Source organism: Streptomyces sp. NRRL F-525 (assembly GCF_000716605.1).
Classification (GTDB): domain Bacteria; phylum Actinomycetota; class Actinomycetes; order Streptomycetales; family Streptomycetaceae; genus Streptomyces.
Genome location: NZ_JNXE01000001.1, coordinates 600941 through 620101, shown reverse-complemented (window position 1 = coordinate 620101; position 19161 = coordinate 600941). Strand labels below are relative to the sequence as shown.

Sequence of the window (19161 nt, the reverse complement as noted above, 5' to 3'; positions counted from 1 at the left end):
GAGGCGAAGCCGAGCTTGGAGAGAGAAGCGCGTGAGGCCGCGCCACGGCGAAAGGCGAAGGGCCGTAGAGCAGAAGCCAGTTCAGCGGGTCAAACTTTTTGTTGATGTCGTTTCGTTCGCGTTTCCGTAGCCGAACAGTGGTGTTGCTTTTGCTGTGGCTCGACGCTCGCGATCGCCCTCCACTCCCGGACATCGACTGTTAACAACGGCGGAACGGACGCGATACGGCGATGCGTCACCGTCACTCTCAAGAACGCAGGAAACCGGACACCCTGAAGGAGGTGGCGCCATGACTCTCGTACCCGGGCGTTGCGCCGATCTCCGTTGCCGTGTCCACCAGTCGGCGTGGACGCGGGGCCGTGTCGCCCACGGTGTGCCAGGCGCCCCTGAGGGCTTCCGCGCCTGAACTGCCCGAGCAGTTCGCCTACTTGACGCCGCCGCGAGCCCTCCCCCGGTTTCCCCCGACCGTTCCCGAGCCCGGCCGCTCTCCGCACGCCGCCGGGCCGCGTTCCCGTTAGAGGTCCTTCTCCCATGACCACCGTCGCGCCCCGGCCTGTCCCGACGCAGGCCGCCCCCGTCGTGCTGCCCCGCGAGTGCACCTTCGACCCCGACGACTGGGCGATCCTCGCCCAGCACTGGTACCCGGTCGCGCTCTCGACCGAGATCGGCGACGAGCCGCTCTCCGTACGCCTCCTCGACGAAACCCTCGTCGTCTACCGCGCCGACGGCCACCTCGTCGTCGCCAACGACATCTGCCCGCACCGCGGCGTCCCGCTCGGCAGGGGCTACGGCGCCGGCGACGGCACCGGTATCCGCTGCGCCTACCACGGCCTGCGCTTCGGCGCGGGCGGCCGCTGCACCGACGTACCCGCACACCCCGCGTCCAAGATCCCCGCCCGCCTCAACCTGCGCAGCTACCCGGCCGTCGAGCGCTACGGCCTGGTGTGGACCTGCCTCCGCCCCGAACCCGACGCGGCCCCGGTCATCCCGGCCATGGCGCACTGGGACGAGGCGGGCTTCCAGCAGATCACCTGCCCCTGGATCGACATCGCCGCCTTCGCCGGCCGCCAGGTCGAGGGCTTCCTCGACGTCGCCCACTTCGGCTTCGTCCACCTCGACTCCTTCGGCGACCCGAACAACACCGAGGTCCCCGACTACACCCCGGTCCGCCACCAGTACGGCCACTCCGTCGACTACTGGAGCACCGTCAGCAACTACCCCCACGGCACCAAGGAGGCCCCGCCCGGCTTCCAGTGGCTACGCCACTTCGACGTCCACCTCCCCTTCACCGCCACCCTCGTCGTGCACTTCCCCGACGGCGGACTCCTCAACATCATGAACGCCGCCTCCCCCGTCTCCGCCCGCCAGACCCGCATGTTCGCGCCCATCGCCCGCAACTTCGACACCGGCCAGCCCGTCCAGGCCGTATACGACTTCAACCGCACGGTCTTCGAGGAGGACCGTGCCGTCGTCGAGATCCAGAAACCCGAGAACCTCCCCCTCGACCCCAAACTCGAAGTCCACATCCCCGCCGACCGCAGCTCCATCGCCTACCGCCGCGGCCTGCGCGACCTCGGCCTGAGCCACTTCTTCACGGCGTAGGGCGGGGCAACACGCAATGACCACTCTCGACGCCATCGTCCATTCCATCTCCCTCGCGAGCGCTTCGGGCACCAGCCGCGTCTACGAACTCCGCCCGGCAGACCCGGCCGCGCCACTCCCCGCGTTCGAGGCCGGCGCGCACATCGACGTCCACCTGGGCACATCCCTGATCCGCCAGTACTCACTCCTCAACTCCCCTCAGGACAGCGGCCGTTACGTCATCTGCGTGCGCCGGGACGACACCGGCCGCGGCGGCTCCACAGCCGTGCACCGCGACATCACGGTCGGCCAGCAACTGCGGATCTCCGCCCCGCGCAACCTCTTCCCGCTCCTACCGGCCCAGCGCTACGTCCTCGTCGCGGGCGGCATCGGCATCACCCCGCTGCTGTCCATGGCGGAGGAACTGCACAGCCGTAGGGCCGACTTCGTCCTGCACCACTACACGTCCGACGAGCACGACGCACCCCTGCTGGAACGCGCCCGGGCCGGCGCCTTCGCCGACCGCGTGGTCGTCCACCACAGCCGGACCGGCGACAGCGTGCGCACCGCACTGCCCGCCGACCTGCGGACACCGGATCCGACGGGACTCGTATACATCTGCGGCCCGGACGGCTTCATGACCCACGTGACCGACCAGGCCGGTGCCGCGGGCTGGCGCGCCGACCAGCTCCACCTCGAACGGTTCGCCCCGGTCGCCCGCGAACCCGACCCCGTGACCGACGGCGAGTTCCGCGTCCGCGTCGCCAGCACCGGCGACAGCTACCCCGTACCGGCCGAGATGACCATCGCCGAGGTCCTCACCGCCAACGGCGTCGAGGTCGAGCTCTCCTGCGAGCAGGGCATGTGCGGCGCCTGCCTCACCCCCGTCCTGGCCGGCGAACCCGATCACCGCGACGAGGTCCAGACGGACGAGGAACGGGCCGCGAATACCCAGCTGACCATCTGCTGTTCCCGGGCCCGCAGCCCCGAACTCGTCCTGGGACTCTGATCTCTCCGTACTGTTCGGCCATCACATCCGGGTCGCCGATCTGGTACCGCGTCTCCTTCCGGCGCATGCGCGGCGCGATCTTCTTCGCCGTGAACTCGCTGGTGATCTCCTCGATCGGCTGGGCCAGTTGATAGGGGGTGCGGGTGTACGCCGAGTTCTGCAGCAGGCCAAGGATCAGGGCAACTTGGCGAAGTACAGGCCCTTCACGGAGCCGGAATCGACTACCCCGTCGCGGACGGCGGCTCTTCTTTCCGAGGAAGCCGAAGCCAGCCGCAGTGCGCCACAGCCCCACACACGAGTCCCGGAGGGGAAGAGTGGGCCACGGCCCCGGGGGACATCCGCCCCTCGGGCCGTAGCCGGGTGTAAGTCGGTCACGGCCACAGCGGCCGGGGTCCGTCGGTGAAGGCCGATGCCATCCGCCAGGCGTCGAACCGCTCCAGGGCCACGTCGCCGTCGGCACCGATACCGACGCCCACGGCCTCGTCCGGGCGGGTGGGGTAGACGCGGGCTGTCAGGGCACGCCCGTTGGCGAAGATCTCCAGTGCGGAGTGGTCGACGAGGACGCGCAGGTCGACCCGGCCGTCGGGGTCCAACGGCAGCTCGCCGTACCGGGGTTCGGTGTCGACCGTCGGGTCGAGGCTGCTCGTCTCGCGGCGCAGGCGGAGCCTGCCGCTCGCTCCGTCGGGTGCCCTGCTCACCTCCACCACGGTGCGTTCCGCGCCGTCCGGTGTCTCGCGGAGCACGAGCCGGGCGGTCGCTCCGGGAGCGAGACGCAGGGTCGTCTCGATGTCCAGCTGGTCCCCGCGCACGGCGGGCAGTTGGGTGTACGGGGCGGCCAGCCGGCCCGGAGCCACCTCTACGCGCTCTCGCCGCAGCCCGGTCAACTCCCGTACCGGGGCTTGATGCAGGCCGCCGTCCGCGGCAAGTGTGACGACCCTCGGCAGGGACATCACGCCGCACCAACCGGCCCGCGCGTTCGCCTCGTCCGTCCGGCCCTCCTGGAGCCAGCCGAACATGACGCGGCGGCCGTACTCGTCGCGGGTGGACTGGGGGGCGTAGAAGTAGCGGCCGCCGTAGTCGAGGCGGTGGAGGGCGGTCGGGGTGAAGGTGTCGCCCCGGTAGCGGCCGGTCCAGTAGAGGGGGTGGTGGGTGGTGCCCTCGTCCCAGGCGGAGAAGACCAGTGCGTCGGTGCCGCCGGTCTCCTCCTTGCCGGCCTCCTCGTCCTCGCCGAGCCGGAAGAGGTCGACGCACTCCCACATCGTGCCCGTCCAGTCGAGTTCGCCCCGGTTCCGCGAGGCGTCACCCGTCAGCAGGGGGCCGACGTAGCGCCAGCTGCGCAGGTCGTCGGACTCGTACAGGAAGGCCGTTCCGCCGACGCCTCGGATGCCCGAGCCCACCAGCTGCCGCCACACTTCGCCCTCCCGCCAGACGCAGTGGTCGCGGAAAGCCGTGATGTCGATGCCCTCGGGCGGGGCGGTGATGACCGGGTTGGCCGGGTCCTTGGTCCAGTACCTCAGATCCGCCGATCCCCTGGCCACGCACGGGAGTTCACGCTCGCCGTGCCTGCCCGAGTAGACGAGCGTGGGCACACCGCCGTCGTCGACCACGACACCGGACCAGCAGCCGTCGCGGTCGGGGCCGGTGGTGCCGGGGACGAGGGCGACCGGTTCGTCGGCCCAGTGGACGAGGTCGGTGCTGGTGGCGTGGCCCCAGTGGATGCGGTGGTGGGCGGCGGCGAGCGGGTTGTACTGGTAGAAGAGGTGGTAGACGCCGTTCCAGTGGCTCAGCCCGTTGGGGTCGTTGAGCCAGCCGCCGGGCGAGGTGAAGTGGAAGCGGGGTCGGTGGGGGTCGTGCGGTGCGCGTTCGGCCAGACCCTCGGCGGTGTGGCTGCCGGAGGGGAGGGTGAGGTCGTGGGTCATGCGGCGGTGGTCTCCGCTTTCTCGGTGGCGTCGGTGGCGTCGGTGGCCTCGTCATCCGACCGGTCCGTGGCCTTCAGGACGCGGCGGGCGGTGTCGGAGGCGGGTGCGCGCAGGTGGCAGCGCACCCAGTGGGGCTGGCCGTCGTCTTCGCCGACGATGTGGCGGACGGGCTCGGTGCGGCTGCACGTGCCGTCGTCGCCGTAGGGGCAGGACGTGGGGTTGAGGATCGCCTCGCGGAGCCTGGCGCGCTCGACGGGGTCGTAGCCGAGGGCCCGTTCGGGGTCGGGTACGGCGGACAGCAACAGGCGGGTGTAGGGGTGGGCGGGGGCGTCCATCACGGCCAACGCGTCGCCGCCCTCGACGAGTTCGCCGGCGAACATGACCATCGTGGTGTCGGCGAGGTAGCGGGCGGAGCCCAGGTCGTGCGTGATGTAGAGCATGGCGATGTTCCGCTCGTCGCGCAGGCGTCGCATCAGGTTGAGCACGCCGACGCGTACGGAGACGTCGAGCATCGACGTCGGTTCGTCGGCCAGGACCAGGCGCGGATCCACCGCCAGCGCGCGGGCGATGGAGACGCGCTGACGCTGGCCGCCGGAGAGTTCGTGCGGGTAGGACTGGAGCATGTCCTCGGTCAGGCCGACCGTTTCCACCAGTTCGCGCAGCGCCTCCGGTGTGGCGGAGTGGCCGTGCAGGACGAGGGCCCGGGTCAGGAAGTGCTCGATGCGGTGGACGGGGTTGAGTGAGCCGAAGGGGTCCTGGAAGACCATCTGGACCTTGCGGCGGTACGCCCGTGACGCCCGGCGCCGTTCGGTGCGCAGGATGTTCTCGCCGTCCAGCAACACCTCACCTGACGTGGGCTGTTCGAGGCGGGCGAGGCAGCGGGCGATGGTGGACTTGCCGCTGCCGGACTCGCCGACCAGGGCGGTGATCTTGCCGGCGGGGAGATCGAAGGAGACGTCGTTGACGGCTCGGACGCGGCGCCGGGAGAAGACGGTGCCGACCTGGAAGTCCTTGGTCAACCCCCGTACGGACAGCAGGGGTTCGGTCATCGGGAGGCTCCTTGCGTGTTGCGGGCCTCGCTGCGGGCCACCCAGCGGCCGGGCACGATCTCGCGCAGGTCGGGGATGTTCATGGAGCAGTCCGAGCGGTCCTCGGGACAGTTGACGTGGAAGCCGCAACTGTCGGCGGTGCGCGGGGCGTCGAAGAGGCCGGTGAGCTCCTGGCGCGGGCCTGTCAGTGGCGGGAAGGCGTTCATCAGCGCCTCGGTGTAGGGGTGCAGCGGTCCCGCGAACAGGTCCTTGGCGCCCGCGAGTTCGACGATCCGTCCGCCGTACATCACGCCCATGCGGTCCGAGAGCTCGATCATCAGGGAGATGTCGTGGGTGATGAAGAGGATGGAGAAGCCCAACTCCCGCTGGAGGTCGCGGATCTGCGCCATGATCTCCTGCTGCACGACCACGTCGAGCGCGGTGGTCGGCTCGTCCATGATCAGCAGCCTTGGCTTCAGGGCCACGGCCATGGCGATGACCACGCGCTGGCGCATACCGCCGGAGAGCTGGTGCGGGTACGCCTTCAGCCGTCCCGGGTCGATGCCGACCAGCTGGAGCAGCTCGCCGGCCCGCTCCCGCGCGGCCCGCTTCCTCATCTTCTCGTGGGTGGTGAAGATGTCGACGATCTGCTCGCCGACGGTCAGGACGGGGTTGAGCGAGTTCATCGCGGACTGGAAGACCATGGCGATCTCCCGCCACCGGAAGGCGCGCAACTCCCGTGCGTCCAGGGCGAGTACGTCGCGGCCCTGGAAACGGATGCTGCCCGCGGTGATCTCCGCCGGGGGCTTGAGCAGGCGCATCACCGCGTTGGCGATGGTCGACTTGCCGCAGCCGGATTCTCCGGCGAGGCCGAAGATCTCTCCGGCGCCGATCGAGAAGGAGACGTCGTCGGCGCCCACGACGGTGCGTCCGTCGCCGCGGTATTCGACACGGAGGCCGTTCACCTCAAGTACGGGTTCACGTACGGGTTCCATGGCTCAGCCCCTCCTCTCACGGCGGGCACGGCCGGCACGGCGGTTGCGCAGCCGGGGGTTGGTGATCTCGTCGACCGCGTAGTTGACCAGCGCGATGGCGAAGGCGACGAGCGCGATACACAGTCCGGAGGGGACGAAGGCCCACCACGCTCCGGTCATCAGCGCGCCGTCGTTGCTGGCCCAGTACAGGTTGGTGCCCCAGCTGACGACGCTGCTGTCGCCCAGGCCGAGGAACTCCAGGCCGGCCTGGGCGCCGATGCCGAAGATCACGCAGCCGAGCAGCGTGGTCATCACCACGGACGCCATGTTGGGCAGGATCTCGCGGAACATGATCCGCAGCGGGCGCTCCCCCGTGACGACGGCCGCGGCCACGAAGTCCTTGCCGCGGATCGACTTGGCCTGCGCGCGCAGGACCCGGGCCGAGCCCGCCCAGCCGGTGACGACGAGGACCAGGATCACAGTGGAGGTACCGGGCGGCAGGAACGCGGCCAGGATGATGAGCAGCGGCAGCCCGGGCAGCAGCAAAAAGATGTTGGTGACCAGGGTCAGCGCGTCGTCGACGACACGGCCGAAGTACGCGGACGCGAGGCCGACGACGATGGCGACCACGGTCGCCACGAGCCCCACGGTGAACCCGACGAAGAGGGAACTGCGCGCACCCCACAGGGTGAGGGCGAGCACGTCCTGCCCCTTGGCGGTCGTACCGAGCCAGTGCGCGGCCGAAGGGGCCTGGCTGCCCGTGGAGTTGATGAACGACGGGTCGCCGGGTGCCAGCACGGGTGCGAACAGGGCGAGCAGGGCGAAGAGAGCGAGCAGGATCAGCCCGCTCAACGCCTTCTTGCTGTCGATGAGTTGGCGCAGCAGTCCGCGCCGGCGGGAAGCACGCGAGGGGGCCGTCGGCGTGGTGGCCGTGGCGATGTCGATGTCGATGGCGGTCATGTCGGCCCTCCTCAGCGGACGCGGACGCGCGGGTCGAGGCGGACGTAGACGAGGTCGACGAGGAAGTTCGCGATCAGCACGGCCGCCGTGATCGTCAGGAAGATGCCCTGCATCAGCGGGTAGTCCAGGCCCTGGACGGCCATCAGCAGCTGGTAGCCGATGCCGGGGTAGGCGAACACGACCTCGGTGAGCAGGGCGCCGCCGACGACGAAGCCGAGTGCCATGCCGAAGTTGGTGACGGAGGGCAGCAGCGCGTTGCGGGCGGCGTAGCGGAACATGATCCGCGCGGGGCTGAGCCCCTTCGCCTCGGCCATCGTGATGTAGTCCTCGGCCGCTGTGGCGATCATGGTGTTGCGCATGCCGAGCATCCAGCCGCCGATGGAGACCAGCACGATGGTCAGCGCCGGCAGCACCAGGTGGGTGGCGACATTGGAGAGGAACTCGGCGTTGAAGGCAGGGGTCAGTCCGACGTCGTAGGCGTGCCGCATGGGGAACCAGCCGAGGCTCACCCCGAACAGGTACAGCGCGCCCATGGCCAGCCAGAAGTACGGGAACGAGCCGACGAAGATCAGCAGGGGCGGGAAGGCGGAGTCGAGGACGCCGCCGCGCCGCCAGGCGGCGACGATGCCGAGCAGGTTGCCGAGCACGGCGGCGATGACGAGCGCGACACCGCCGAGGAGCAGGGTCCAGCCGATCTGCGCGCCGATCACGTCGGAGACCGGGGTCGGGAAACGGGAGATGGAGATGCCGAGGTCGCCGGTGAAGACGCTCTTGACGTAGGAGACGTACTGCTCCCAGAGAGGGCGGTTGTCGAGACCGAAGAGTTTCCGCAACTGGGCTATCTGGTCGGGCTGCATGGTGCCCTGGGCCTGCGCGAACATCCGGGAGACCGGGTCGCCCGGCATGAAGCGCGGGAGAACGAAGTTCAGGGTGATGGAGGCCCAGAAGGCGAGCAGATAGAACCCCAGGTTGCGCAGGATCAGACGCACGGGTCGTGCTCCCTGTCGATGGGGGGGGGAACGTGTGGCTCGGTGCGCGGGGGCGGCCGTCCGGGGAGGAGGGCGGCCGCCGGTCCGCGGGCGGCGTCAGCTCTTTACGGGCTTCAGCGAGGTGAGCACGAGGACCGTGCTGGCGTTGCGGTTGCCGAGGGTGGCGTACGGGTTCTCCTCGGTGGGCCAGCCGGTGAAGCGGGCGTCCGTGTACGCGCCCCACTCGGGGCCGGTGAACAGCGGGACGACGGGCGCGTCCTCGTCGTACAGCTCCTGCAGGCCGTTCATCTGCTCGGCCTGCGTCTTCTCGTCCGTGGCGGCGGCGAAGGCGTCGATGAGCTTGTCGGCCTTCTTGTCGCCGAAGCGGTGGTAGTTCTCGGTGGCCTGCTTGCCGACCGGCTGGAGCATCTTGGTCGACATCACGCCGCGGAAGTACTCGTACGGCGTGGCGCCGTTGTTGCTCCACACGATGCCGGTGTCGAAGGTGCCTGTGTTGTACGACGACTGCACCGCCGCCCAGTCGGGCGTCTTCACGGTGGCGGTGATGCCGACCTTCGCCAGGTCCTGCTTGATGATGTTGGCGACCGAGATCCAGTCGGAGGAGGCGGAGCCGACGGAGATGTCGAGCGTGAAGTTCTTGCCGTTCTTCAGCTTCCGCTTGCCGCCGCTCTCCTGGTAGCCGGCCGCGTCGAGGGCCTTGGCCGCCGCGGCGGCGTCGTACTTCGTCCAGGTGCAGGAGGCGGCCAGCGAGGTGTCACGCCACTTGTCGTACGTGCGGGCCAGGCCCGTGCAGTCGGCGGGTTCGGCGTAGCCGTTCATCGCGACCTTGGTGATCTGGTCGCGGTCGACGGCCATGCTGAGCGCCTTGCGCACGGCCGGGTCGTTGAACGGCGCCTTGGTGGTGTTCAGCTGCCAGTTGATCATGGCGCCGGTGGCCGGGAACCAGTAGTGGTTGTGCTTCTTGTCCTTGGCGACGAAGGACTTCTCGATGTCCGGGATGAACGACTGCGTCCAGTCCACCTCACCGTTGGTGAAGGCGAGGTTGGCGCTGTCGTTGCCGGAGAAGGCGAGCATCTGGATGCCGGCGATCCGCTGCTTCGCGGGCTGCCAGTAGTCGGGGTTCTTGAGCAGCTCGTACGACTGGCTCTGGAACTTCTCGATCTTGGTGTACGGGCCGGTGCCGACCGGGTTCGGGTTGGTGAACTTCGCCGGGTCCTTCACCTTGGACCAGATGTGCTTCGGCAGGATGTAGTGCCCGCTGATCTCGTAGAAGGCGGTCGAATACGCCTTGCTGAAGGAGAACTTCACCGTGTGGGCGTCGACCGCGGTGACCTTGTCCAGGTAGTCGAAGCCGCCCAGCACCTTCTTCTGGAGCCCGAAGGTGTAGACGACGTCGTCGGCGGTGAGCGCCTGGCCGTCCGACCACTTGACGCCGTCGCGCAGCGTGAAGGTGAGGGACTTGCCGTCCTTGGCCTGCTCCCACTTGGTGGCAAGCCACGGCGTGTCCTTGGCGTCGGCCATGCTGTGCACCACCAACGGCTCGTAGACCGACTGGAGGGTCATCGGGGCGGCCTGCGGGGAGAGCGGGTTGAAGTTGCGCGTGAACGTCGCCAGATCCTCGCGCGGGATGGTGAGCAGCTGGTTGCCGGAGGTGTCACCGGCGCCGGCGGTGCCCGAGCCATTCGTACAGGCGGACAGGACCAGGGCCACGGCGGCGGTCGCGGTGACCGCTCTCAGGACGGCTCGGGGCCGCCGTGAAGGTATGCGGGAGGGTGCCATAATGGAGACTCTTTTCCTCTCTTCAACACACAGGGCGAAGACGGGACGGGATTACTCGGCGGACTGATTCGCAGTCAGACCGACGAGCGTTCGAGCAGCGGGCAGTCGATCGTCACCTGACGGGTGTCGAGCGGCTGCCCCGCTGCGAGAGCGGCGAGCATGTCGATGCCCTTGGTGCCCATGGCCTCGAAGGGCAGGGCGAGCGTCGTCAGCTTCGGCCGCAGATAGGCGGCGATGAGTTCCTGGTTGTCGAACCCCACCACGGCCACGTCGTGCGGGATGCGCAGCCCACGTTCCTTGATCGCGTCGTACGCGCCCATCGCCATCCGGTCGTTGCCGCAGAACAGCGCGGTCGGCCGGTCGCCGGACGGACGGTCCAGCAGTTCACCGGCGGCGGTGTAGGCGCTGTCGGCGGTCGCCCAGCCGGGGACGACGAGGGAGGGGTCGGGGGTGATCCCGGCCTCGCGGAGGGCACGTTCGTATCCTTCGCGCCGGCCGATGGCGGCCGGGATCGCCGGGTCGAGGTTGATGAACCCGATGCGGGTGTGACCGGCGTCGAGGAGTCGGCGGGTCGCCTTGTATCCGCCCGACACCTCGTCGGGCAGGATGCACGGCAACTCCCCTTCCACGTCGAAGCAGTTGACGAGCACCGTCGGCACCTCCCGGGCGGCCTTGGGGAGCGTGACGGCGCGGTGCCAGGTCGTGGCGTACAGCAGCCCTTCCACCCGGTGCTCCAGCATCTGATCGAGCGCGGCGGCTTCCTGGGCGGGATCGCCCTCGCTCGCGGCGATCAGCAGGAACCTCCGGTCGCTCCAGGCGCGGCTCTGCGCGCCCGTGATCACCTCCCCCGCGAACGGGCCGGTCACGATCTCGGTGATCAGCCCGTACCATCCGCTGCGGTTCGCTGCCAGCGCCCGCGCCCCGGCGTTGGGCCGGTACCCGAGCGCGTCGATCGCGTCCAGGATCCGCCGACGGGTCTCCTCGGGGATCACGGCGCCGGGCTTGTCATTGAGGACGAAGGAGACCGTGGTCCGCGAGACACCCGCGCGGCGGGCCACATCGCTCATGGTCACGCGATGCGACTTGTTCGTGGCCACTTCCAGTCCCTTTCGGCCAACCGGAGACGAGACGACGCTTCCGGTTTCGCGCTTTAGTAACGCGCGTTACTTCCTTGTGGCAGGGAAGTTACGTCCGTCTTGAGTGGCATGTCAATACCTACGCAAGGGGCGCATCAGGCCACTGGTTCCGGGTGCCGTTCGCGCTCGCGTTCTCCCTGGGGGAGGCGGACAGTCACTGTGGCCCGATCCCCCTGCCCCTCAGCCCCTCAGCCCCTCAGCCCCTCAGCCCCTCAGCCCCTCAGCCCCTCAGCAGCGTTACCGTCCTCGGCGCGTGCGTCGCCGGCGCCTTCACCGAGCCCGTCCGGTCCAGCTCCGATGGACTCGCGCTGCGCGCTCTGCCCTGCGCCGGCCGGGCCAACACCGCCGTCGCTCTCGCCTGGCTCGGCATCCGCACCCGCCCGCTTCCTCGGGCGCCTCTCCAGGGATTCTTCGGCATCCTCTTCCGGGCCTGCCCCACCGCCTCCGGCGTCGACCCGACCCGCCCCCACACCTTCTACGCCGGCAGCGCGGCCAACTGGCAGTGGACCGACGAGGAACTCGCCGCCACCGGGCGGGAGAGCGCGGCCTGCACACCGGCTCCCCGGCACTCAATACGCCAGCCCGGCGGCACCCGCATCGAGGACCACCTAGCCAAGGCCCGCGAGCAGGTCACCGTGTTCGTCGACCCCGAACACCCTCCCCTGCTCGCACCGGCCGCCACCCCCTGCGACCTGCCACAGAGCGGAGCCGGCAGAACAGCCCCAGGCACCCCATGACCGTCCCAGCCCGTGACCTTCACTGCCGCAAGGTCGATACTTGTCGCAAGGACGTTCCAGCCGCCCTCGCCCGGCCAACTCCAGAGACCTGACACCCCGTCACCAAAGTCAGCATTAGGTCAGCATCAGCCCCGCCAGAACCCGCTCCAGACCGCCACGGACCACCCCGGACCGCCAATACCGAAAACCGACGGAACCCATCTGACCAGCACAGACACAGGTCAGAGAGCCATTTGCCAGTCTCGCCAGGAGGTACCCATGAAGATGCTGATCAACGTCGCGGAAACCGTGGTCACGGACGCGCTGCGAGGCATGGCGGCCGCTCATCCCGAGTTGACCGTGGACGTCGAGAACCGGGTGATCGTGCGGCGGGACGCTCCCGTGGCCGGGCAGGTGGGGCTGGTTTCCGGTGGGGGGTCGGGGCATGAGCCGTTGCACGGGGGGTTCGTCGGGCCAGGGATGCTGTCGGCCGCCTGTCCCGGTGAGGTGTTCACGTCGCCGGTGCCCGATCAGATGGTGCGGGCCGCGGCCGCTGTGGACAGCGGGGCCGGGGTTCTCTTCATCGTGAAGAACTACACCGGGGACGTCCTCAACTTCGACATGGCGGCCGAGCTCGCCGAGGACGAGGGCATCCAGATCGCCAAGGTGCTGGTCAATGACGATGTCGCCGTCACCGACAGCCTCTACACCGCGGGGCGGCGCGGCACCGGGGCGACGCTGTTCGTGGAGAAGATCGCCGGCGCCGCCGCGGCCGAGGGGCAGCCGCTGGACCGGGTCGCCGCGATCGCCAAGCAGGTCAACGAGAACTCGCGGAGTTTCGGTGTCGCGCTGAGCGCCTGCACCACCCCCGCCAAGGGCAGCCCCACCTTCGATCTCCCGCCGGGCGAGCTGGAGTTGGGCGTCGGTATCCACGGCGAGCCGGGCCGCGAGCGGCGGGCGATGATGACCTCCGGGGAGATCGCCGACTTCTCCGTCCACGCGATCCTCGAGGACATGTCGCCGCGCAACCCGGTCCTGGTCCTGGTCAACGGCATGGGCGCGACCCCGCTCCTGGAGCTCTACGGCTTCAACGCCGAGGTCCACCGGGTGCTCGCCGAGCGCGGCGTCGCCGTCGCCCGCACACTGGTCGGCAACTACGTCACGTCCCTCGACATGGCGGGTGCCTCGGTCACCCTGTGCCAGATCGACGAGGAACTGCTGCGGCTGTGGGACGCGCCGGTGAGGACGCCGGGGCTGCGCTGGGGCATGTGACCCGGCGGCACACCCGGTCAACTCACCCCTCACGCAAGGAGATTCCGTGCTCGACGCCGACTTCTTCCGCCGTTGGATGACGGCGACCGCCGCCTCCGTCGCCCGCGAGGCGGACCGGCTCACCGACCTCGACTCGCCCATCGGCGACGCCGACCACGGCGCTAACCTGCAACGCGGGTTCACCGCCGTGACCGCCACCCTGGAGAAGGAGGCGCCGGACACCCCGGGCGCCGTCCTCATGCTCGCCGGACGCACGCTCATCTCGACGGTCGGCGGCGCGTCGGGCCCGCTCTACGGCACGCTGCTGCGCCGTACCGGCAAGGCCCTCGGGGATGCCGCCGAGGTGAGCGAGGAGGAGTTCGCCCTCGCGCTGCGCACGGGAGTCGAGGCGGTCATGACCCTCGGCGGTGCCGCACCCGGCGACAAGACCATGATCGACGCCCTCGTCCCGGCGGTCGACGCGCTCCCGGACGGCTTCGCCGCGGCGCGTGCCGCCGCCGAGGAGGGCGCCGTGGCCACCACACCCCTGCAGGCCCACAAGGGCCGGGCGAGCTACCTCGGGGAGCGGAGCATCGGGCACCAGGACCCGGGCGCCACCTCCGCGTCGCTGCTCATCGCCGCACTCCAGGAAGCAGCGACCACGGAGGCCACCGGTGAGTGACGAGAAGCTGGTGGGCATCGTGCTGGTGTCGCACAGCGCGGAAGTCGCCCTCTCCGTGGCCGAGTTGGCGCGCGGGCTGTCCGGCTCGGGCGCCTCGGTACCGCTCGCCGCCGCCGGGGGAACCGAGGGCGGCGGGCTCGGCACCAGTTCCGAACTCATCGCCGCGGCGGCCGCGTCCGTCGACCGCGGCGCCGGAGTCGCCGTCCTCACCGACCTCGGCAGCGCGGTACTCACCGTGAAGGCCCTGCTGGCCGAGGGCGACGAACTCCCGGCCGGCACCCGCCTGGTGGACGCCCCGTTCGTCGAGGGCGCGATCGCCGCGGTCGTCACGGCGTCGACGGGAGCGGACCTGGACACGGTGGAGGCGGCGGCCGCGGAGGCGTACACCTATCGGAAGGTGTGAGGCGGGGTCGTAGCGGAAGGCGGAGAGCAGCCGACGCTCGGCGGCAGGCACGGGCATGCGTGGGCCGGTCGGCCCGGGCGGATCGACCGGCTCCGGGTTCAGGGCAGGTCGTTCACCACGGGAGGTTCCCGGAGCGGTCGACGAACTGGCCCGTCGGGCCGTCCGGGCCGATCGTCGCGAGGGTCACGATGGACTCCGCGCCGTCGGCGACGCTGTGGCCGAGGCCGCCGGTGAAGTCGGTCGCGGTCTGCCCGGGGTCCGCGGCGTTGACCTTCACGTCCTTCAGCTCCTTCGCGTACTGCGTCGTGAGCATCGTGACCGCGGCCTTCGAGGCGCAGTAGAGGGGCAGGGCGTACTGCGACTCGATCCGCGCCGGGTCCTGGGTCATGCCGAAGGAGCCCATCCCGCTGGACACGTTGACGATGACCGGGTTCGGCGAGGTGCGCAGCAGCGGGAGGAAGGCGTGTGTGACGCGCACGATCCCGACGACGTTCACGTCGAGTACGGCGCTCATGTCGGCCGCGGTGTACTCCTCGACGGGGCCGACCCTGCCGAGGACGCCCGCGTTGTTGACCAGGACGTCGACCGTTCCCTCGTGCGCGGCGACATCCGCGGCCGCGGCCCGGACCGAGGCGTCGTCGGTCACGTCGATCTGGACGAACCGGGCGCCGAGCGAGGCGGCGGCGGCCCGGCCGCGCTCACGGTCGCGGGCACCGAGGAGGACGGTGTGCCCCGCCTCGACGAGGCGACGGGCGGTTTCCAGGCCGAGGGACTTGTTGGCCCCGGTGATGAAGGTGGTGGTCATGCTGGCTCCTCCTGGTCCGGACAGCACGGTCGTGCGCTGTTCACGACTCGACACTGAGCCCTGGGGAGGATCGGCGGGAGCTACGGGACTTCCTGGTACGGCGCGTACCACCCAGCGGCCCGGTCCATCGGACGAGGCCGCCGGGTACGCGGGGAGTCAGCCCTGCGGAGACATCCTCTGGACCCCGATGGCCGCGAGGAGTTCGAGTTTGCCGCCGGCGTCGGTGCCCGGCTGCGGCGTGTACACCACGAGGCGGAGGTTCGTGTCCTGGGTGGCGAGGATGTCGGAGTTCAGGGCGATGTCGCCGACATCCGGGTGCTGGACGAGTTTGTGCGCACTCTGGTGACCGCCCACCGCCCGGCGGCTCCACAGCTCGCGGAACCGTGGGCTGAGGTTGAGCCTCGACACCAGTGCCGCGAGGTCGGGATCGTCGGGGTACCGGCTCGTCGTTGCGCGCAGGTCGGCGACGAGGGACTCCTCGAACGCCGCCCGCTCGGCCGCCGTCTGCCGGACCCGGGGCAGCTCACCCAGGAACTGCCAGACCAGCACGTTGCGGTCGCCCGCCCCGCGGACCGTGGGATCGCCGAACGTGGCCGCGAACAGCGGGTTCCAGTGCAGCAACTGCCAGGTGGCGTCGTAGATCGCCAGCGGGTTGGCGGAGAGCTGGTCCACGATCCGGTACAGGCTCCCCGGGATCATGCGCGGAACTCTGGTCGGGTCCGCCGCGTGCCCGGCCATGCGCAGAAGGTGGGCGTGCTCGTCGTCGGACAGGTGCAGGGCGCGTGCCAGGGCCGAGCAGACCTGCGCCGACGGTGTCGCCACCCGTCCCTGCTCCAGCCGGACCACGTACTCGACGGAGATGCCGGCCAGCGTCGCCAGTTCCGCGCGCCGCAGACCCGGGACCCGACGGGGCGAGCCGTGCGCGAAGCCCACCGTGGCGGGATCCAACCGGTCGCGCCACGCCCGCAGCGCGGCACCGAGTTGATCCATGCACACCATCCTCGCGCACACCCCGCCGCACTGGGTGGTACGCGCTGTACCACGAAGCGCCGTAGCTCCCGCCGACGCGTCCTGGGGCGCAGTGTCGACTCGTGAACGGCGCACGACCGTGCCGTTCGGAGCCACGAGGAGCGACCATGACCACCACGTCGAACCACTACGTCACCGTGCTGTGGGAAGCCCGGGCCAAGTCCGGGAAGGAAGCCGCGATGAAGGCGTTCATGTCGGCCGCCGTCACCGCCTCACGCAACGACGCGGGCAACATCGACTACGAGGCCCACCAGGTCGAGGGAGAACCGGGCACGTTCGTCATCTTCGAGCGCTGGGAGAGCCGCGAGGCCCTCGACGGCCACCTGTACGCGCCCCGCATGCGGGACCTGGTGCCCCAACTGCTGGAGCTGATGGACGGCGCCATCGAGGACGGGATCCGCCTCCTGCAGCCGTTCCGTCCGGCAGGGTAGCCCCACCCTGCACAGTGCCGAGCAGCGCGGGCACGGGTCCTCCCCCACCCCTGATGCCTACGGCCGGTCGCTCTACGAAACCCCCTGCGCCGCGATCGCCAGCGCCGAGCGCAACGTCTCCGCCACCTCGGCCTCCCCCACCCCCGCGTCCGCCGCAGGCTCGCTCACACTCCACGCGAACCGCTCCACCGCCGCCCGCAACGCCGCGTTGAGCATCGCCGCCTGGATCATGGGCCGCAGGTCGTCCGCCGGTAGACCCGCCCGGTCGGCGAGCGCGCGGGCGAACGCCGGTTCCGCCTCGTCGTAGGTCTGGAGCCAGATCGCGCGCAGGCCCGGTTCGGTGCGGGTGAGGCGGACCAGGGCGCTGCCGGTGGCGCCGTCGGGGCCGGTTGCGGCGAGCAGGCCGGTCGCGAGGGCCGGGTCGAAGAGTTCCGGCAGGGGGTGGCCGGGGCGCCACTCGCGCAGGCGGGCGGCGATCACGTCGATACCGGCCGAGAAGAGCGGTCGTACGCAGCTCTCCTTGCTCGGGAAGTAACGCCACACGGTGCGCGCGGAGACGCCGACCGCCTGGCCGATCTGTTCGCCGGTGGTCGCCGCGACGCCCTGGGCGACGAACAGCTCCACCGCGGCCCGGGCGATCTCCAGACGGATCTCGGCCTTGCGTGCCTCGGTGAGAGGCGGTCGTCCCGTGCGTCCGCTGGGTGCGGTCATCAGTTCCCCTCCGGCTGCGGTCGTGACCTCCGGGGATTCTCCACCATGACTTTATGTCACTCGAAGACATTAAGTCGTATGGTGTGGGGACCCCGGGCGGCGCAGAGCCCTCGCACCACGGACAGGAGCACCTCATGGCCACTGGACTCGACGGACGCAGTGTCATCGTCACCGGAGCGGGTTCGGGCATCGGCCGTGCCGCCGCCCTGGCCTTCGCCGCGGAAGGCGCCAAGGTCGTGGCCGCCGACCTGAACGCGGACGGCGCCGAGGCGGTCGTCAAGGAGATCGAGCAGGCGGGCGGTACCGCCGTCGCGGTCCCGGGCGACCTGAGCGAGCAGACGGTCGTGGACGAGGTGGTCGCGACCGCCGTGGAGCGGTTCGGCGGGGTCGACGTGCTGGTGAACAACGCCGGGATCATGGACCGCATGTCGGCGCTGGCGGACGTCGAGGACGCGGAGTGGGAGCGGGTCATCCGGGTCAACCTGACCGCGCCCTTCCTGCTCACCCGGGCCGCGCTGCCGCACATGCTCGCGGCGGGCCGGGGCGCGATCGTGAACACCGCCTCCGAGGCGGGCCTCCGGGGCAGCGCGGCCGGCGCCGCCTACACGGCCTCGAAGCACGGGGTGGTGGGCCTGACCAAGAACCTCGCGGTGATGTACCGCAAGCAGGGCATCCGGGCCAACGCCATCGCCCCGGGCGGCACCGCGACCAACATCTCCGTGGAGGCCGACCGGGCCGCCCACGGTCCGGCGGCGCTCGGCCCGCACTTCGTCAACGTCGGCCGGCTGGCCCAGCCCGAGGAGCAGGCCGCCGCCATCGTGTTCCTCGCCTCGGACGCGGCGAGCAACATCAACGGCGTGATCCTGCCGGTCGACGACGGCTGGTCGGCGGTCTGACGGCTCCGGACAACTCGGACGCGGGGTTCAGTCCGCGGCCACGAACAGCCGCGCCAGCCGCTGCCCCGTCTCCACGGCCGCCGCGTGGTCCTCGATGGGCTTGACCTGCGAGTCCTTGAACACGATGTAGGTGACGCCGTCGTCCGTCCCGCCGCCGCGCGGATCCGCGCGGATGCCCAGCCCCTTGGCCGTGGCGTACGACGCCTCGCCGATGATGTCGTGCGGACCGACGTCTCCTACGACGGCGTACTGCACCCGGTCCCGGTAGACGACGGCGGCGACCGAGCCACCGCGGACGCCGTGGTCCCGGTGGTTCCAGAGGGCGCTCGCGGCGGGGACCACGATGTACGGGAGCCGTTCGGCGTCCAGATAGCGGCCGTCGGACTGCTGATAGGCCGTCATGGAGGAGAAGAGCGGGTCGGTGCGCGCGTTGCAGCGGGCGCCGGCCTGGCCGTCGCAGTCGATGTCCAGGTCGGCCTTCCAGTAGACGGCCTCCTTGGTGCCGCAGACCGGGATCGTCGCGCGCTCCCCGTCGTCGCTGCGGTAACGGCCGCGCGAGACGGGGACGCAGTCACGCACCTTGGCCAGCAGATCGGCGGCGCGGACGTCGCCCTCGCGCAGCGCCGCGGGCCCGGCCTGAGGCCGGACGAACGTGACAGGGGCGGCGGCGGGCAGCGTGGTCGGGGCGAGCAGGGCGGCGCCGGCCGCGGCCAGCGTCAGCGACTGGACACGCACGATAGAGGACCCTCTCCTGGGGGATCTGACGGACACTCAGCCCACCCTGGTACCGGTCCGATCAGGCGGCCACCGGTAGGGGGCCGGACGGTGCACGCCCCGAACTCCCGACGGGGGCCGGGGCCCT

General features: G+C 70.4%; 19 protein-coding genes. 8 read left to right on the top strand and 11 right to left on the bottom strand.

What is annotated here, in order from left to right; all coding sequences use genetic code 11:
• The first annotated feature begins 531 nt into the window (after window positions 1-531).
• Both OO69_RS02790 and OO69_RS02785 read left to right on the top strand, forming a co-directional pair.
• Entirely contained in the window at window positions 532-1602 is a 1071-nt protein-coding gene (locus OO69_RS02790) for an aromatic ring-hydroxylating oxygenase subunit alpha (protein WP_051800724.1), read from the top strand.
• A gap of 16 nt (window positions 1603-1618) precedes the next feature.
• A complete protein-coding gene (locus tag OO69_RS02785) occupies window positions 1619-2590 on the top strand; it encodes a PDR/VanB family oxidoreductase (RefSeq protein WP_033278687.1) in 972 nt (323 codons plus the stop codon).
• 371 nt (window positions 2591-2961) lie between these two features.
• Here OO69_RS02785 and OO69_RS02780 read toward each other — a convergent pair whose 3' ends face one another.
• From OO69_RS02780 to OO69_RS02750, 7 genes are all read right to left on the bottom strand, one after another.
• On the bottom strand, window positions 2962-4509 hold the full coding sequence (locus tag OO69_RS02780) for a glycoside hydrolase family 32 protein (protein WP_033278686.1): 1548 nt from the start codon (window positions 4507-4509) through the stop codon (window positions 2962-2964).
• On the bottom strand, window positions 4506-5558 hold the full coding sequence (locus tag OO69_RS02775; protein WP_033278685.1) for an ATP-binding cassette domain-containing protein: 1053 nt from the start codon (window positions 5556-5558) through the stop codon (window positions 4506-4508). Before OO69_RS02775 ends, OO69_RS02780 begins: the two co-directional genes overlap by 4 nt.
• Window positions 5555-6532 (bottom strand): ABC transporter ATP-binding protein, encoded by a 978-nt coding sequence (locus tag OO69_RS02770; RefSeq protein WP_033278684.1) that lies wholly within the window; start codon window positions 6530-6532, stop codon window positions 5555-5557. Before OO69_RS02770 ends, OO69_RS02775 begins: the two co-directional genes overlap by 4 nt.
• Before the next feature lie 3 nt (window positions 6533-6535).
• Window positions 6536-7471 (bottom strand): ABC transporter permease, encoded by a 936-nt coding sequence (locus OO69_RS02765; protein ID WP_033278683.1) that lies wholly within the window; start codon window positions 7469-7471, stop codon window positions 6536-6538.
• Between the two features lie 11 nt (window positions 7472-7482).
• Window positions 7483-8460 carry an ABC transporter permease gene (locus tag OO69_RS02760; RefSeq protein ID WP_033278682.1) on the bottom strand — a complete coding sequence of 326 codons (978 nt, stop codon included), beginning with the start codon at window positions 8458-8460 and terminating at the stop codon, window positions 7483-7485.
• A gap of 96 nt (window positions 8461-8556) precedes the next feature.
• Complete coding sequence (locus OO69_RS02755) at window positions 8557-10239, bottom strand: ABC transporter substrate-binding protein (protein WP_033278681.1); 1683 nt, start codon at window positions 10237-10239, stop codon at window positions 8557-8559.
• Window positions 10240-10313: 74 nt separating this feature from the next.
• Window positions 10314-11336 (bottom strand): LacI family DNA-binding transcriptional regulator, encoded by a 1023-nt coding sequence (locus OO69_RS02750; RefSeq protein WP_033278680.1) that lies wholly within the window; start codon window positions 11334-11336, stop codon window positions 10314-10316.
• A 152-nt stretch (window positions 11337-11488) separates the two neighbouring features.
• Here OO69_RS02750 and OO69_RS02745 point away from each other — a divergent pair, with 152 nt between their 5' ends.
• The 4 genes from OO69_RS02745 (at window position 11489) to OO69_RS02730 (ending at window position 14427) form a co-directional block, all read left to right on the top strand.
• Window positions 11489-12112 carry a hypothetical protein gene (locus OO69_RS02745; protein WP_051800723.1) on the top strand — a complete coding sequence of 208 codons (624 nt, stop codon included), beginning with the start codon at window positions 11489-11491 and terminating at the stop codon, window positions 12110-12112.
• 258 nt (window positions 12113-12370) lie between these two features.
• Window positions 12371-13363, top strand: coding sequence for a dihydroxyacetone kinase subunit DhaK (gene dhaK / locus OO69_RS02740; protein WP_033278679.1), 993 nt, complete (start codon window positions 12371-12373; stop codon window positions 13361-13363).
• Window positions 13364-13409: 46 nt separating this feature from the next.
• Window positions 13410-14024, top strand: a complete 615-nt coding sequence (dhaL, locus tag OO69_RS02735; protein ID WP_033278678.1) for a dihydroxyacetone kinase subunit DhaL — start codon at window positions 13410-13412, stop codon at window positions 14022-14024.
• The gene (locus tag OO69_RS02730; RefSeq protein ID WP_033278677.1) at window positions 14017-14427 is read left to right on the top strand and encodes a PTS-dependent dihydroxyacetone kinase phosphotransferase subunit DhaM; all 411 of its coding nucleotides are present in this window, start codon (window positions 14017-14019) and stop codon (window positions 14425-14427) included. Before dhaL ends, OO69_RS02730 begins: the two co-directional genes overlap by 8 nt.
• A gap of 112 nt (window positions 14428-14539) precedes the next feature.
• Here the strand turns inward: OO69_RS02730 and OO69_RS02725 are convergent, their stop codons facing one another.
• The gene (locus tag OO69_RS02725; RefSeq protein ID WP_033278676.1) at window positions 14540-15232 is read right to left on the bottom strand and encodes an SDR family NAD(P)-dependent oxidoreductase; all 693 of its coding nucleotides are present in this window, start codon (window positions 15230-15232) and stop codon (window positions 14540-14542) included.
• Window positions 15233-15388: 156 nt separating this feature from the next.
• Window positions 15389-16222 carry a helix-turn-helix domain-containing protein gene (locus OO69_RS02720; RefSeq protein ID WP_051800722.1) on the bottom strand — a complete coding sequence of 278 codons (834 nt, stop codon included), beginning with the start codon at window positions 16220-16222 and terminating at the stop codon, window positions 15389-15391.
• Between the two features lie 146 nt (window positions 16223-16368).
• Between OO69_RS02720 and OO69_RS02715 the strand changes: the two genes are divergently transcribed.
• Window positions 16369-16692, top strand: coding sequence for a putative quinol monooxygenase (locus OO69_RS02715; RefSeq protein WP_033278674.1), 324 nt, complete (start codon window positions 16369-16371; stop codon window positions 16690-16692).
• A 72-nt stretch (window positions 16693-16764) separates the two neighbouring features.
• On the opposite strand, the gene OO69_RS02710 is transcribed toward OO69_RS02715, so the two are convergent.
• Window positions 16765-17403: a TetR/AcrR family transcriptional regulator gene (locus OO69_RS02710; protein WP_033278673.1), complete on the bottom strand. Its 639-nt coding sequence runs from the start codon at window positions 17401-17403 to the stop codon at window positions 16765-16767.
• A 134-nt stretch (window positions 17404-17537) separates the two neighbouring features.
• On the opposite strand from OO69_RS02710, the gene OO69_RS02705 reads away from it, so the two are divergent.
• Window positions 17538-18299 carry an SDR family NAD(P)-dependent oxidoreductase gene (locus OO69_RS02705; protein ID WP_033278672.1) on the top strand — a complete coding sequence of 254 codons (762 nt, stop codon included), beginning with the start codon at window positions 17538-17540 and terminating at the stop codon, window positions 18297-18299.
• Between the two features lie 27 nt (window positions 18300-18326).
• Here the strand turns inward: OO69_RS02705 and OO69_RS02700 are convergent, their stop codons facing one another.
• Entirely contained in the window at window positions 18327-19034 is a 708-nt protein-coding gene (locus OO69_RS02700) for a glycoside hydrolase family 75 protein (RefSeq protein ID WP_033278671.1), read from the bottom strand.
• Window positions 19035-19161 lie beyond the last annotated feature (127 nt).